Below are 13,554 nucleotides of genomic sequence, written 5' to 3' on the forward strand. Positions count from 1 at the left end.
ACCTCTCCGGTCGGGGTGCGCGCGGGAGGCGCGCTCCCCCACAGGTCGTTCACCCCACCGGGTTGGTTCCCGGGACTTCAGCCCACTTCGGACGCACCCCGCCCGGTCGCGCGGACCAGGTCCTCCCGCGCGCGGGCGACCCGGGACCGGATGGTGCCCACCGGGCACGCCACGACCTCGGCCGCCTCGGCGTAGGACAGGCCCAGCACCTGGGTGAGCACCAGGGCCTCCCGGCGGTCCGGGTCGAGGGCGTCGAGCAGCATCGTCAGCTCGACCGCGCCCTCGAACCCGGAGTCGACGCGGCGGCGGTCGGCCGCGCCCACCCAGTCCTCGGCGCGCGACAGCCGGGGCCGCGAGCGCGCCAGCCGGATCTGGTCGACCACCACCCGGCGGGCGATCACCAGCAGCCAGGTGCGGGCCGACGAGCGCCCCGCGAACCGGGGCAGGCTGGTCAGGGCGCGCGCGTAGGTCTCCTGCGCGAGGTCGTCGGCGACCCGCACGTCGGCCAGGTGCGCCACGAAGCGCCACACGTCCCGCTGGGTCGCGCGCACGAACCGCTCCAGCGCGTCACGGTCGCCGGCGCGGGCGGCCAGCGCCCAGCGCGTCACGTCGTCATCGGTGTGGGCCACGATTCCGGATCGTATTCACATCCCGCCGGGAACTCGTGGGCCGAACGGCCCGACTACCGGGGTGGAGGCCCGCAGCTTCGGGCCGCGACACACCGGGCCGGTCCACGACCACCGACCCGGTGTCCTCGACCGCCGTGCACGACCGCGCCGGCCGGGAGGCTGCTCCCGACCGGCGCGGTCGTTCCTGGTCGTCCCGGGTGGTGCGGCGGGTCAGATCGAGATGGACTCCGCGAAGTACTCGTGGTTGTCCGCGTTCATCACGGCCTTGTCCGGGTCGTCCTTGGCCAGCTTCTTGCACGCGTCCTGGCCGTACTTGTAGTCGTCGGTGCCGCCGTTGACGGTGAAGTGGCTCTGCTCGTGCACGATGGTCCCGGCCTTGGAGTCGGTGCCGGTGCCCGGTGCCTTCCAGAACTGCCCGCAGAGGTAGATCTTGGTCGGCTGGTTCGGGTAGACGTAGGCGTAGACCGACGACTTGCAGCCCGCGGGCTCCAGGTCGTAGGTGATCACCGTGTCCTCCATGTGCTCGCGGATCTTGACGAAGTGGCTCCGGGCCAACGCGTACCGGTCCTTCTGGTACTTGCCGAACCAGGTGATGTAGCGGTTCGGTGCCGGGTTGGGCGCGGGGTTGGGCAGCGCGCCGACCGACTTGTCGGCGTACTTGTACGCGTTCTTGTGCGCCTTCTCCGTGGCCTCCCGCCGGGACGCGGTGCCGCCGACGAACTTCGGGTCCTTGGGCGAGTCGGCGAGGTGCGGGCGGTCCGCCGTCTGGTCGCCGGGCTGGAGGGCGGCCGAGAGGGGCAGGCGCGGCGTGCCCCCGGCCACCACCTCGAAGGTCACCGACGCGGTGCCCAGGTCGACCCGGGTGAACTGGCCGAGGGCACGGGCCGCAGGCGCGTCTGCGGAGCGGTCGATCACGTCCCGCAGGTGGGTGTCCAGGGTCGCCGTGTAGGTGCCCGGCTCGGTGATCTCGAACGAGGTCGACACGTCGATCGTGGACCGCAGCGTCTCCCCGGCCCGGATCAGCCGGTAGTCCGAGGGTTCCGGGTCGCCGCGCTTGATCACGCGGCCCGCGTAGCCCAGCTCGCCGCCGTCGCGGCTGACGCGCAGGTAGTCCAAGACCTCCTGGTCGGGGTTCTCCAGCGGGGTGTTCCACTCCAGCACGGAGTGGTCCCGGCCGGTCGCGTTGTGCAGGTCGAACGTGAGCGCGATCGGCTCACCGAGGCGGTACCGGGGTTGCGCGGTCAAGGTCGCGGAGAACTGGCCGGCCATGCTGACGGCGTCCTTGTCGGGCGATTGCTGCGATGTGACCGGGTGGTGGGGTGCTCCCGCGAGCGCGGGCAGCGGCCCGGCCACGAGAAGCGACACGGCAATCGCCGCTCCCACTGCGGTTGACACGGTTCTCACCTTCGAGACTCCTCACGACGGTAGACGTGAAAATGCCTTCGGATTTCAACGCGGTGCCACCGGTGACCTCCCCAGGGTCGCCCCGGACCTGAGGGAGCGGAAGCGCACTCACCGCATCGGCGACGGCGCTCACGCGATCGCGTGACCACGACGACCAGCCGTCACGCGCGGACGTGCTCGAACGGCCCCGCGCCGTCATCCGAAGGCGTGGTGGGGTTTCGAATCCGGTCCCGAACGCAAAACGCGGTAACGGCCGGCCGCAGAGCACAGTGGACGGACACCGCGCGGCACAGTGGACGGACGCGTCCGTCCGCCGTGGGCTGATCCGCTCACAGCAGCAACGGCGGCGGGCCGCGCCGCCGACGCGGCATCGTCGGGGCATGACGAACAACGAGAGGCAGCAGCTGTTCGACCACCGGCTGCGGGAGCGGTTCCTCGCTCAACGGGTGCTGGTCCTCGACGGCGGGCTGGACGACGACAACGGCACGGTGCTCGCCACGCAGATGCTGTCCCTGGCGGGCGAGGACCCCGAGCGGGACATCGCGCTGTGGATCCACTCGCCGGGCGGCTCGGTGCCCGCCATGCTGGCGATCCGCGACGTGATGCGGCTCGTCCCGTGCGACGTGGCCACGCTCGCGCTCGGCCTGGCGTGCAGCGCCGGCCAGTTCCTGCTGTCCGCCGGCACGCCCGGCAAGCGGTTCGCGCTGCCGCACGCCCGCATCCTGATGCACCAGGGTTCGGCCGGCATCGGCGGTTCCGCCGTCGAGGTGGAGGTGCAGGCCGACGACCTGCGGCACACCCGCGACACCGTGCTCGCGCTGATCGCGCAGGACACCGGTCAGCCCGTCGAGCAGGTGTTCGCCGACTCCCTGCACGACCGCTGGTTCACCACCGACCAGGCGCTGGAGTACGGCTTCATCGACCACGTGGTCCGGGAGCTGGGCCAGGTGGTGCCCGTGCGCAGGCACGAACTGGGACTGGGCAAGACGACGGGAGCACGCGCGTGAGCACCTACACCATCCCCAACGTGATCGTCCGGGACGCGGGCGGCGAGCGGATCATGGACGTCTACTCGCACCTGCTGTCCGAGCGGGTGGTCTACCTCGGCACGGCGATCGACTCCGGCGTGGCGAACGCGCTGATCGCCCAGCTGCTGCACCTGGAGGCGGACAACGCGGACCGCGAGATCAACCTGTACATCAACTGCGAGGGCGGCGACCCGTCCGCGATGCTGGCGCTGTACGACACCATGCGCTACATCAAGGCCCCGGTCGTGACGACGTGCATCGGGCAGGCGGTCGCGGCCGGCGCGGTGCTGCTGGCCGCGGGCCGCGCGGGGCACCGGTACGTGCTGCCGCACGCCCGGGTGGTGCTGCACCAGCCGGCGGCGCAGGGGCGCGGCACGATCCCGGACCTCATCCTCCAGGCCGACGAGGTCGTCCGGGTGCGCACCCAGCTGGAGGAGATCCTCTCCGCGCACACCGGCCACGACGTGGCGGAACTGCGCCACGACACCGACCGCGACCGGGTGTTCGACGCGGCGGGCGCGGTCGCCTACGGGCTCGCGGACCACGTCCTGGAACAGCGGGCCTGAACACCGGGCCGGACGACGGGAGATCGGGGACGGCGGTCCGGGCGGCAGGCGGTTCGGGTGGCGGCAGGTCCGGGGGCGGGGCGGAGGATCGGGCGGCTCAGGCGGCCAGGAGGACGGGGCCGGCGGGGCGGCGGTGGTGGAGGGCAGGCGGGGCGACGCGGGTCCGCCGGATGCCGCCCGCGATGCCGACGAGCAGGTCGGCCAGGTCGACGCCGAGTGCACCGGTCACGGCGGCGATCATCTCGCTCGACGGCTCCTTGCGCCCGCGCTCGATCTCCGACAGGTACTGAGGCGAGATCCCGGCGCGCTCCGCGACGTCCACGAGCCGGCCGCCCTGCTCCTCCCGCGCGGTGCGCAGGCTGCGGCCCAGCGCCTCGCGCCACAGCGGCCCCGGCGAGGGTTCGCGTTCCCGCCCGGATGCGGTCCCGCGACCGGACCCGGTCCCGCGACCGGACCCGGTTCCGAGCGCGGAGCCGGTCCCGCGACCGGACCCGCTTTCCCGCCCGGACACGCGGCCGGACGCGCGGCCACGGGCGGGCTCGCGGTCGGGCCCGGGAGCGGGCGTGCGGTTGCGGTCGAAGGGGAGGATCTCCGCCATGCGGTCATCCTGGCACCCGACCACCGCCCGCACCTCGCCGTTCCGCTCCCAGCGGAACGGCGAGGTGCGGGCGGCCCGACAGCCGGCGCGGCCCGACAGCCGGTGCTCACCCCTCACCGCAACGCGAAGTCGTCCGCCCGCTCCACGCGGTCACCGCGCCACCCCGCCCCTCGCACGGCCTCGTAGGCGCGGCCGACCTTCAGCACCGTCGCCTCGCCGAGCGGTCGGCCGATGAGCTGCATCCCGATGGGCAGCCCGGCACCGTCCACGCCGACCGGCAGGGACAGCGCCGGCACGCCGACGACGTTCGCCGGGGACGAGAACCGGACGTAGGTCGCCGCCACGTCCTCCACCGACCCGTCCGGCCACGTCACGGTCGGCTGGTCGGCGCGGACGGCGGTGCACGTCACGGTCGGCGCGGCGACCAGGTCGACGTCGTCGAACAGCCTCGCCCACGCCCTGCGCATCAATGTACGGGCGCGCTGGGCGCGCAGGTAGTCGACGGCCGAGAGCAACTCCCCGGCCTCCAGCAGCAGGCGGACTCCCGGCGAGTACAGCTCGGGCGTCGAGCGCAGCCACTGCTCGTGGTAAGCGGTGGCCTCGGGCACCATCAGGCCCCAGTGGGCGGCTTGGACGTACCGGGCCAGCGGGATGTCCACGTCCACCAGGACGGCGCCGAGCCCGGCCAGCCGCGTGACGGCCCGACCGACCGCGTCGGCCACCTCGGGGTCGACCCGCTCGGAGTAGTAGTCGCGCGGGACGCCGACGCGCAGCCCGGTGAGGTCGCCGTCCGGTTCGGCGCGCAGCTCGGCGGCCAGGCCGGGCGCGGCCGGCGAGGCCGGGTCGCGCGGGTCGTGCCCGACGAGCGCGGCGAGCACGAGCCCGGCGTCCTCGACGGTGCGGGTGATGGGGCCGACGTGGTCCAGGGACCAGGACAGGGAGGTCACGCCGTGCCGGGGCACCAGGCCGTAGGTGGGTTTGAGGCCCACCACGCCGTTGAGCGCCGAGGGGACCCGGATCGAGCCGCCCGTGTCGGTGCCCAGGGAGAACGTGGCCAGGCCGGCGGCGACGGCCACCGCCGACCCGCCGCTGGAGCCGCCCGCCACCCGGTCGGCGGCCCGCGCGTTGCGGGTCTGGGGCGTGGTCAGGCCGTAGGCGAACTCGTGGGTGTGCGTCTTGCCGAGCAGGACCGAGCCCGCCCGGGACAGCCGTTGCGCGACGGTGCTGTCGTGCGCGGCCCGGTGCCCCTCGCGCACGCGGGAACTGGCCGTGGTCGGCAGGCCGGCGACGTCGATGAGGTCTTTGAGCGCCATCGGGATGCCGTGCAGCGGTCCGCGTGACCGGCCTGCGACGATCTCCCGCTCCGCCGACGCGGCGGCGTCGAGCGCGGCGTCCGCCACGACCAGGACGTACGCGCCCAGGTGCCCGTCGGTGGCCTCGATCCGCCCGAGGTGCGACCGGGTCAGCTCGACCGGCGAGAGCTGCCGGGCGGCGATCTCCTTCGCGGCGGCGGCGATCGTCAGCTCATAAGGCTCCACGAGCCCGCTCCTGACCGTCGTCGGTGCCGTGCGGGTCCTGCGCGTGGTAGGCGATGGCCGGCGGGGTGTCGCCGAAATCCAGCTCGCGCAGGATTTCCACCACCCGCCGGACGTGGTTCGCGGTGACGGTGAGCCCGTCGAGCTGCGCGACCGGCGCGGGCAGGCCGGCCCGCGCCGCCTCCCGCGCCACCTCGTCCGGCGTGAGTTCTGCTGTGCTCATCGCGTTGGTCCCCTCCCGACGACGACACAAACGCACATTCCTCGCATCACGCGAAGCTACCGGACCGGGCACCCGCCGAACCCCGTTCCGGCTGCCGGGACCGGGTGTTGGCGTCCCCGCACGTCCGACCGCCGCGAAGGAGCACCATGACGACCTCACCCTGGACCGTCGACCCGGAGTCCTGCGCGCTGCTGGTCATCGACATGCAGAACGACTTCGTGCGCGAGGGCTACCCGATGGCCGTGCCGATGGCGCGCGAGCGCCTGGCCACCATGGAGGACGTCATCGGCACCTGCCGTGACGCAGGTGTGCCGGTCGTGTACACGCAGCACATCCTCTACGACAGCTTCGACGTCTCCCCGTTGGAGACCGCCTACATCCCGCGCCTCCGGCAGACCGGGATGCGCGACGGCGCGCACGGCGCGGCGATCGTCGACGAGCTGGCACCCCGCCCGGACGAGATGGTCATCCGCAAGCACCGCTACGACGCGTTCCACAACACCCCGCTGCACAGCGTGCTGAACACCATCCGGGGCCTGCGCCGGGTCGACACGGTGATCATCATCGGCACGCTGACCGAGGCGTGCTGCGAGTCGACCGCCCGCAGCGCCTACATGCACGACTACCGCGTGGCGTTCGTCTCCGACGCGACCGGTGCCCTCTCCGACGCGGCCCAGGAAGCCACCCTGCGCTCCATCCGCACCTTCTTCGGCCGGGTCCTGTCCACCGCCGAGCTGACCGCCGAGCTGGGGCGGTAGCCGGCCTGCCGCTCACCCCCCGGTCGCGCGCTCGACCAGCGCCGAGCCGAGGTCCGTGCGCAGGGAGACGAGGTGCCGGCCCTCCCTGCGCCCCACGGCCAGCCCGGCGGCCCGCAGGACGCCCAGGTGCTGGGAGACCGCCCCGACCGTGATGCCCAGCCGCGCCGCCAGCTCCGACACGGTGCCGGGTCGCCCCAGCGCCACCAGCAGCCGCGCCCGGGTGGGCCCGACGAGCTGCGCCAGGCCGTCCCGCGCCGGCGCGGCCGGGCGGTCCCACAGCGAGCCGAAGCCGTGCGCCGGGTAGCACAGGGCCAGCCGGCACGGGCCGTCGCGCAGGTAGGCGTCGGGCCAGGTGAACGCCGACGGCACCAGCACCAGGTCGCGCTCCCCCGCCACGACCGGCCGGCCCCGCACCTCGGCGCCGTCGGGGTGCCACCCCACGTCGCCGGGCAGCCCGTCCAGCACGGCCCGCCCGCCCCGGTCCACCAGGGTCCGGCCCCGGCGCTCGATGTCGCCCTGGAGCAGCCCCTCCAGCCGTGGCCACACCGGGGCGACCACCGCGTCGTACACCCGCCGGAGCCGGTCGAGGACCGCCGGCAGCGCACCGGCCCGGTCGTCCAGCAGCGGCCCCGCGCGCGGGTCGTCCGGCAGCGCGGCGGCCACCCGCTCGGGCCGCGCGACCTCCGGCAGCCCGTGCAGCGCTGTGTCCATGTCCAGCGACCGGACGTCCGGCGTGGGGATGAGGAACTCGGGCACCACCGGCATGGTCGCCAACCCGGTCAGCAGCGACGGGTCCGGGCCCAGGTCGGCCAGGCGCGGCTCCGCCCAGGCGGCCCACCGCCGGTGCACGGGCGGGCGGCCGGGCGCGGTCAGCGCGCGCAGGGCCGCCACGGTCTCCCACAGCGGCGAGACGGCGAATCTGAGGAGCACGGTTCATCTGACACCAGCGACCCCGTCCTTGTCACCCGGCCTACCCCACCTCCGTCCAGGGGCCGAACGGGCTGTCGCCGCCGCGCGTGGTCTGCGTCCGGTGGTGCAGGGCGCCGTCCGAGCCGATGGCGACCAGCACGACCCGGCCGTCGGCGGTGGTCGTCACCGCCGGGTGGTCCACGATCACCCCGCCGAAGTCCTCCCACGGCCGGTAGCCCGCGTCCGGGCCGGCCTGGCGGGTGCCGCTCACGCCCGTGCCGCCGTTGCGGTGGAAGAGCATGATCCGGGCGTCCGGTCCCGGTGGCGCGGACACCACGGCCGGTTCGCCGACGCCCGCGTGGCCGCCGAGCACGGTCGGCGTCGGGTGCCAGCCGCCGCCGGGTGCCACCTGGCGGACGACCACGGTGTCGGCGGTGCCGGCGAGCCGGTAGGCGACCACGACCCGGCCGTCCCGGGAGACGGCGGCGGACGGCGGGCTCGCGGGCGTCCGGGACGGCAGCGCGGTGTCGAGGGCGAACCCGCCGCCCGGCTGCGCCTGGTACCAGCGCAGGACGCGCTCCCGGGTCGAGGCGAACACCTCGATGCGGCCCTGCGGCGTGGTCACGGCGGCCACCCCGTCCTGCACGTCGGTCCCGTACAGGTCGACCCAGCCGCCCCACGGGCCGCCGGGCCGGGTCTGGGCGGTGGTGCTGACGCCACCGCCGCCGTTCTTCGCGAACACCGCCAGGCGGCCGTCGCCGTGGGCCGCCACGGCGGGCACGCCGACCTGGTCCTCGTTGCCCAGCCCCGCGTTGGGGTTGCCGAGGTCGGTCCACGCGGTGGACCACCCGCCGTTCGGCCGCTCCTGGGCGGTGGTGACCAGGTGGTGGTCGGACAGCCGCCGCGCGAAGACCCGCAGCCGGCCGTCCGCCTCGGAGCCGACCGCGACCGCCGTCGCCACGGGTCCGCCGGCACCGGCCAGCGCCTGCGGGCCGGCCCACCCGCCCTGCGGCGTCTGCCAGTGCGTGTGCACCGACCCGGCGCGCACCACGAACACCTGGGGGCGGCCGTCGGCGTTGCGGCCCGCCCACGACGTGCCGCGATCCCACCGGTAGTACATGCGGTCGGGCCAGCCGCCGGGGTTGAACGCGTGGTCGTAGCGCTGGTAGTGGGCGAAGACCGCCCGCTTGCGGTCACGGGCCGGCCCGTCGAGGTTCACCGGCACGTCGGCGGTGTTGTAGTCGCGGTAGTTCACCTGGAGGACCGGCAGGCCGGACGCGTGGGCCGCGTCGCCGGCGAACCTCGCCGCCGCGACGTGGTCGCCGTGGTCGCCGGTGTACCGCCGGTCCGGCAACGGGTCCTGCGCCCGCAGCACGGTCGGCCGGTAGACGCCCACCAGGCCCGCCAGCACGGCGACCACGTCCGCCCGCGCGTACGGGAAGGACCGGGTCACGAGCCCGTTCTCGGGCAGCACGGTGTGGTCGGTGACGCCGGAGTCCCGCACCGCCGCCAACGCGCCGTCGTGCAGGTTCACGAACACCAGGTGCACGGAGGGCCGGCCGGTCAGCACGTACCGCTCGACCGTCCGGCCCGCCACGGTCAGCACCCGACCGGCCCACTCCTCCTGCCCGGCCGGGTCGAGGTCCGGGATGCCCGCCATCCGCGCGTAGGCGTCCTGGATGCCGCGCTGCCGGTTGCGCGCCCGCTGCTCGTCGGTGGCGCCGTCCCCGGTGATCTGGCCCGCCGTCAGGAAGACCGTGACGGTGGGTGCGTGGTTGCGGATCGACTGGTCGATGTCCGGGTTCATGAACAGCAGGTCGTCGTCCTCGTGCGCCACGACCTGCATGACCTGCTCGGACGGCGCCGCCAGTGCGGTGGCCGGGGTGGTTGCGGCCACCAGCGCCGCGACCACGCCGAAAACCGCCGAACGGCCGAAGTTCCCGATTCCCACGTGTTCTCCTCCCCCGGAGCACAGCGGAACGCGAAGTCGTCGCGGGAGCCAGCGTGCCACCCGACCACGATCGCGTCGAGGTCCGACCGGGCGAGCCGTCGACTCGCAGTCCACTGTGGACTATCAGTGTGCGGAACCGGGGAGATGTGCCTCGGGCCCTCCCGCGCCACCCGGTCGAAGCGGTCGCTCCAACACACCTCGGGACGAAGGTCCCGTACCTGCCGGTCCCCTCGGCTCTGCTCTCCCCGACCCGGCCGGACCAGGCTGGGAGCGGAGGTACACACCATGCAGCGCCAGGACTTCCCGGTCGACCACGCCACCGACCACGACGTCATCGCAGAAGACCGGATCGCCGACCTGCCCGACCCCGTCCGACGCCACCTGACCTTCGCCGGGGTGGTGGGCCGTCCGCTCGACCGGTGGTTCGAGGCGGAGTTGCGCGGGTGGTTCCGGACCGCCCCCGACCGGCGGTGGGCGGCGTGCCGCTGCCACCAGCGCAACAGCGCGCCGGAGGTCACCCGCACGTTCCGGATGCGCACCACCCTGGGCCGTGTGGTCCCGGTGCGCGCCGAAGACACTTACAGCGCAGGGCGCGGCCGGCTGCGCGCCACCGCGTTCGGCCTGTTCACCCTGACCGACGAGCAGGGGCCCGAGCTGGACGCGGGCGAGCTGGCCACGTTCCTGGCCGACGCGCTCCTGCTCGCCCCGTCGATGCTGCTGTCCCTGCCCGTCGAGTGGTCGGCGGCCGGCGAGCACGCCTACCACGTCGCCCTGACCGACCTCGGTCGCACGGTGACGGGCCGGGTCGAGCTCGACGGCCGGGGCGCACCCCGCGTGTTCACCACCGAGGACCGCTGGGCGCTGCGGCCCGGGGGCCTGGTGCGCACCCGCTGGTCCACCCCCGTCGACGGCTGGCTGCTGACCGCCGGCCGGGTCCGGCCGCGCCGGGGCACCGCCGTCTGGCACCTGCCCGGCGAACCGTTCGCCTACGCCCAGTTCGACTACTCGCACAGCACGCTCACCTACGGGCACCCGCCGGTCCGGTCGCAGGCGGCCCTGCCGCCGACCGGGTGAGGGGGCACCGGGTGCGGACCGTTCGGGCTCCCGCAACCGGAGCGCCGGCGGTATGCCGCCGTTCGCCCTGGTGACCGCGCTGGAACGACTTCCGGCCGATCTTGACCACGTCGGGTGGATTGGTGAGGATCTAGCCGTCATGCCGCCGCATGTCGACGAACGGACGTTCCGATGTCACGCAGACACCTGGGTGCCGTGCTCGCGGCGGTGCTCGCCGCCGGCTGCCTCAGCGCCGGGGCCCACGCCTCCCCGGGCCGACCGGTGGTGGGCGAGCCGCGCACCGAGCACGGGTGCGCCAGGATCGAGAAGTCGTTACCGGTCCTGCCGGACTGGCCGGAGGTGGACAGCCGCGTCGAGTCCGGCGCGGGTGACGAGCGGAGGGTGCGCGCGCTCCTGAACTCGATGACCCTGGCCGAGAAGGTCGGCCAGATGACCCAGCCCGAGATCACCGCGATCACCCCCGACGAGGTGCGCTCGTACGGGATCGGCTCCGTCCTCAACGGCGCGGGCTCGTCACCGGGCGGGGACAAGCACGCCTCCCCCGGCACGTGGGTCGCGCTCGCCGACGCCTTCTGGGCCGCGTCCACCTCGTCGCGCACCCGCGTGCCGCTGATCTGGGGCACCACTGCGGTGCACGGCAACAACAACGCCTTCGGCGCCACCCTCTTCCCGCACAACATCGGCCTGGGCGCGGCGCACGACCCGTGCCTGGTCCGCGACATCGGCCGGGCCACGGCGGACCAGCTCCGCGCCACCGGCCAGGACTGGACGTACGCGCCGGGCCTGTCCGTGCCTCAGGACGACCGGTGGGGCCGCACCTACGAGGGCTACTCCGAGGATCCCCGCATCACCCGCGCGTACGGCTACGAGGCCGTGAAGGGCCTTCAGGGCTCGGACCGGCGGCGGGTCGACGTGCTGGCCACGGCCAAGTACTTCATCGGCGACGGCGGCACGCTGCGCGGCCGGGACCAGGGCGTCACCCCGGCCACGGTCGCCGAGATGGTCAACACCCACGCCCAGGGCTACTACGGCGCGCTGGCGGCCGGTGCGCAGGCCGTCATGGTCTCCTACAGCAGTTGGACCAACGCCGACCACGGCATCGGCGAGGGCAAGCTGCACGGCAGCAAGCGCGCCGTCACCGACGTCCTCAAGGGCAGGATGGGCTTCGACGGCCTGGTCCTGTCCGACTGGAACGGCATCGGCCAGGTCCCCGGCTGCTCGAACTACTCCTGCCCGCAGGCGATCAACGCGGGGATCGACGTCGTGGTGGTGCCGACCGACTGGAAGGAGTTCATCGCCACCACCGTCGCGCAGGTCGAGGCCGGGCACATCCCGTTGTCCCGCATCGACGACGCGGTGACCCGCATCCTGCGCGTCAAGCTCCGCGCGGGCGTGCTGGACGGTGTGAAGCCCTCCTCCCGCGCCCACGCCGGGTCCGCGAAGGCGCTCGAAGCGCGCAAGCTCGCCCGTGCGGCGGTGCGCGGGTCGCAGGTCCTGCTGAAGAACAACGGCGGCGTGCTGCCGCTCAAGCCGCGCGCCAAGGTGCTGGTGGTCGGCAAGAGCGCGGACAGCCTCCAGAACCAGACCGGCGGCTGGACGCTGACGTGGCAGGGCACCGGGAACACCAACGCGGACTTCCCCGTCGGCACCACCGTGCTCGGCGGGCTGCGCGAGGTGCTGGGCGCCGGGAACGTGGTGTTCAGCGAGACCGGTGACGTGGACCCGGCCGGGTTCGACGCGGTGGTCGCGGTGCTCGGCGAGACCCCGTACGCCGAGGGCACCGGCGACATCGGCAGGCGCACGCTGGAGGCGGCCACGCTGTACCCGCAGGACCTGGCCGTGCTGGACAAGGTGCGCGGGCGCGGGGCACCGGTCGTGACGGTGTACCTGTCGGGCCGGCCGCTGCACGTGAACAAGGAGCTGAACCGCTCGGACGCGTTCGTGGCCGCGTGGCTGCCCGGCACCGAGGGCGGGGGCGTCGCGGACCTGCTGGTGCGCGGGCGGCACACCTACCCCGGCTTCACCGGGACCCTGTCCTACTCGTGGCCGCGCGCCGCGTGCCAGACCCCGCTCAACCCCGGGCAGGAGGGCTACGACCCGCTGTTCGCGCCGGGCTACGGGCTCAAGTCGTGGCAGCGCACCACGATCGGGCAGCTGGACGAGACGTCGCCGGGTGCCCGGTGCGACGACGACGGGGGCGGCACGGCGACCGAGGACCTGCGGCTGTTCGTCGACGGCGACGTCGCGCCGTACCGGGGCTACATCTCCTCGCCGGACAACTGGGACGGCACCGAACTGGGCCCCGACCGCACGGCAGCGCACAGCAGCATCTCCGTCGCGCCGGCGGACGTCAACGCCCCCGGTGACGCGGTGGGCGCGACCTGGACGGGCACCGGGCCCGGCCAGTTCTACCTCCTGGACCCGGCCGGCGGCGCGGACCTGCGCGGCTACCGCAACGCCGACGCCGCCCTGGTGTTCGACGTGGTCGTGCACCGGCCGCCGACCAACCGGACGGCGCTGGGCACGCACTGCGGGTGGCCGTGCGTGGCGGAGGTCGACGCCACCGGGGTGTTCACCGGGCTGCCGGTGGGGCGGCCGTCGACGGTCAAGATCCCGGTCTCCTGCTTCGCGGCGGGCGGGCTGGACCTGGAGAAGGTCAACATCCCGTTCCTGGTGTTCACCGACGGCCCGTTCCAGGCGTCGTTCGCCAACGTCCGCTGGGTGCCGAAGGCGGCCCAGGACCCGGACGCGCGGGCCTGCTCCGACCTGACCTGACCCTGCTCCCCTACGGGACGCTGTTGGCGAACCGGCTGGAGTTCGCGGTCGAGACCGTGCGGGCGACGGTGAACGCGGTGGCGGCGGTGGCGGGTAAATCCGAC

General features: G+C 74.1%; 12 protein-coding genes. 5 read left to right on the forward strand and 7 right to left on the reverse strand.

Going from position 1 to position 13,554, the window contains the following annotated elements; all coding sequences use genetic code 11:
* Positions 1-77 precede the first annotated feature (77 nt).
* Positions 78-629, reverse strand: a complete 552-nt coding sequence (locus tag AB0I60_RS00260) for a sigma-70 family RNA polymerase sigma factor (protein ID WP_360724505.1) — start codon at positions 627-629, stop codon at positions 78-80.
* Between the two features lie 210 nt (positions 630-839).
* Positions 840-2,024: a M35 family metallo-endopeptidase gene (locus tag AB0I60_RS00265; RefSeq protein ID WP_360724507.1), complete on the reverse strand. Its 1,185-nt coding sequence runs from the start codon at positions 2,022-2,024 to the stop codon at positions 840-842.
* Between the two features lie 389 nt (positions 2,025-2,413).
* Between AB0I60_RS00265 and AB0I60_RS00270 the strand changes: the two genes are divergently transcribed.
* Together AB0I60_RS00270 and AB0I60_RS00275 are read left to right on the forward strand one after the other, a co-directional pair.
* A complete protein-coding gene (locus tag AB0I60_RS00270; protein ID WP_360724509.1) occupies positions 2,414-3,040 on the forward strand; it encodes an ATP-dependent Clp protease proteolytic subunit in 627 nt (208 codons plus the stop codon).
* Positions 3,037-3,627 (forward strand): ATP-dependent Clp protease proteolytic subunit, encoded by a 591-nt coding sequence (locus tag AB0I60_RS00275; protein WP_360724511.1) that lies wholly within the window; start codon positions 3,037-3,039, stop codon positions 3,625-3,627. Before AB0I60_RS00270 ends, AB0I60_RS00275 begins: the two co-directional genes overlap by 4 nt.
* Before the next feature lie 97 nt (positions 3,628-3,724).
* On the opposite strand, the gene AB0I60_RS00280 is transcribed toward AB0I60_RS00275, so the two are convergent.
* From AB0I60_RS00280 to AB0I60_RS00290, 3 genes are all read right to left on the reverse strand, one after another.
* Positions 3,725-4,012: a helix-turn-helix transcriptional regulator gene (locus AB0I60_RS00280; protein ID WP_360725734.1), complete on the reverse strand. Its 288-nt coding sequence runs from the start codon at positions 4,010-4,012 to the stop codon at positions 3,725-3,727.
* 326 nt (positions 4,013-4,338) lie between these two features.
* Entirely contained in the window at positions 4,339-5,763 is a 1,425-nt protein-coding gene (locus AB0I60_RS00285) for an amidase (RefSeq protein ID WP_360724513.1), read from the reverse strand.
* Complete coding sequence (locus AB0I60_RS00290; RefSeq protein WP_360724515.1) at positions 5,750-5,983, reverse strand: hypothetical protein; 234 nt, start codon at positions 5,981-5,983, stop codon at positions 5,750-5,752. The genes AB0I60_RS00285 and AB0I60_RS00290 overlap by 14 nt, the downstream gene beginning before the upstream one ends.
* A gap of 146 nt (positions 5,984-6,129) precedes the next feature.
* Between AB0I60_RS00290 and AB0I60_RS00295 the strand changes: the two genes are divergently transcribed.
* A complete protein-coding gene (locus AB0I60_RS00295) occupies positions 6,130-6,741 on the forward strand; it encodes an isochorismatase family cysteine hydrolase (RefSeq protein ID WP_360724517.1) in 612 nt (203 codons plus the stop codon).
* Positions 6,742-6,753: 12 nt separating this feature from the next.
* Here AB0I60_RS00295 and AB0I60_RS00300 read toward each other — a convergent pair whose 3' ends face one another.
* Positions 6,754-7,671: a winged helix-turn-helix domain-containing protein gene (locus AB0I60_RS00300; RefSeq protein ID WP_360724519.1), complete on the reverse strand. Its 918-nt coding sequence runs from the start codon at positions 7,669-7,671 to the stop codon at positions 6,754-6,756.
* A gap of 40 nt (positions 7,672-7,711) precedes the next feature.
* Positions 7,712-9,601, reverse strand: coding sequence for a PIG-L family deacetylase (locus AB0I60_RS00305; protein WP_360724521.1), 1,890 nt, complete (start codon positions 9,599-9,601; stop codon positions 7,712-7,714).
* Positions 9,602-9,886: 285 nt separating this feature from the next.
* Here AB0I60_RS00305 and AB0I60_RS00310 point away from each other — a divergent pair, with 285 nt between their 5' ends.
* Together AB0I60_RS00310 and AB0I60_RS00315 are read left to right on the forward strand one after the other, a co-directional pair.
* Positions 9,887-10,675 carry a DUF6544 family protein gene (locus tag AB0I60_RS00310; RefSeq protein ID WP_360724523.1) on the forward strand — a complete coding sequence of 263 codons (789 nt, stop codon included), beginning with the start codon at positions 9,887-9,889 and terminating at the stop codon, positions 10,673-10,675.
* Positions 10,676-10,846: 171 nt separating this feature from the next.
* Entirely contained in the window at positions 10,847-13,450 is a 2,604-nt protein-coding gene (locus AB0I60_RS00315; protein WP_360724525.1) for an exo 1,3/1,4-beta-D-glucan glucohydrolase, read from the forward strand.
* The last annotated feature ends 104 nt before the right edge of the window (positions 13,451-13,554 follow it).

The sequence above is a fragment of the Actinosynnema sp. NPDC050436 genome, from assembly GCF_040655415.1.
In the GTDB taxonomy this organism is placed as follows: Bacteria; Actinomycetota; Actinomycetes; order Mycobacteriales; family Pseudonocardiaceae; genus Actinosynnema.

Coding starts and splice junctions, on each gene's coding strand:
- AB0I60_RS00310 (WP_360724523.1), top strand. CDS start 9,887: ATGCAGCGCCAGGACTTCCCGGTCGACCACGCCACCGACCACGACGTC.
- AB0I60_RS00295 (WP_360724517.1), top strand. CDS start 6,130: ATGACGACCTCACCCTGGACCGTCGACCCGGAGTCCTGCGCGCTGCTG.
- AB0I60_RS00270 (WP_360724509.1), top strand. CDS start 2,414: ATGACGAACAACGAGAGGCAGCAGCTGTTCGACCACCGGCTGCGGGAG.
- AB0I60_RS00315 (WP_360724525.1), top strand. CDS start 10,847: ATGTCACGCAGACACCTGGGTGCCGTGCTCGCGGCGGTGCTCGCCGCC.
- AB0I60_RS00290 (WP_360724515.1), bottom strand. CDS start 5,983: ATGAGCACAGCAGAACTCACGCCGGACGAGGTGGCGCGGGAGGCGGCG.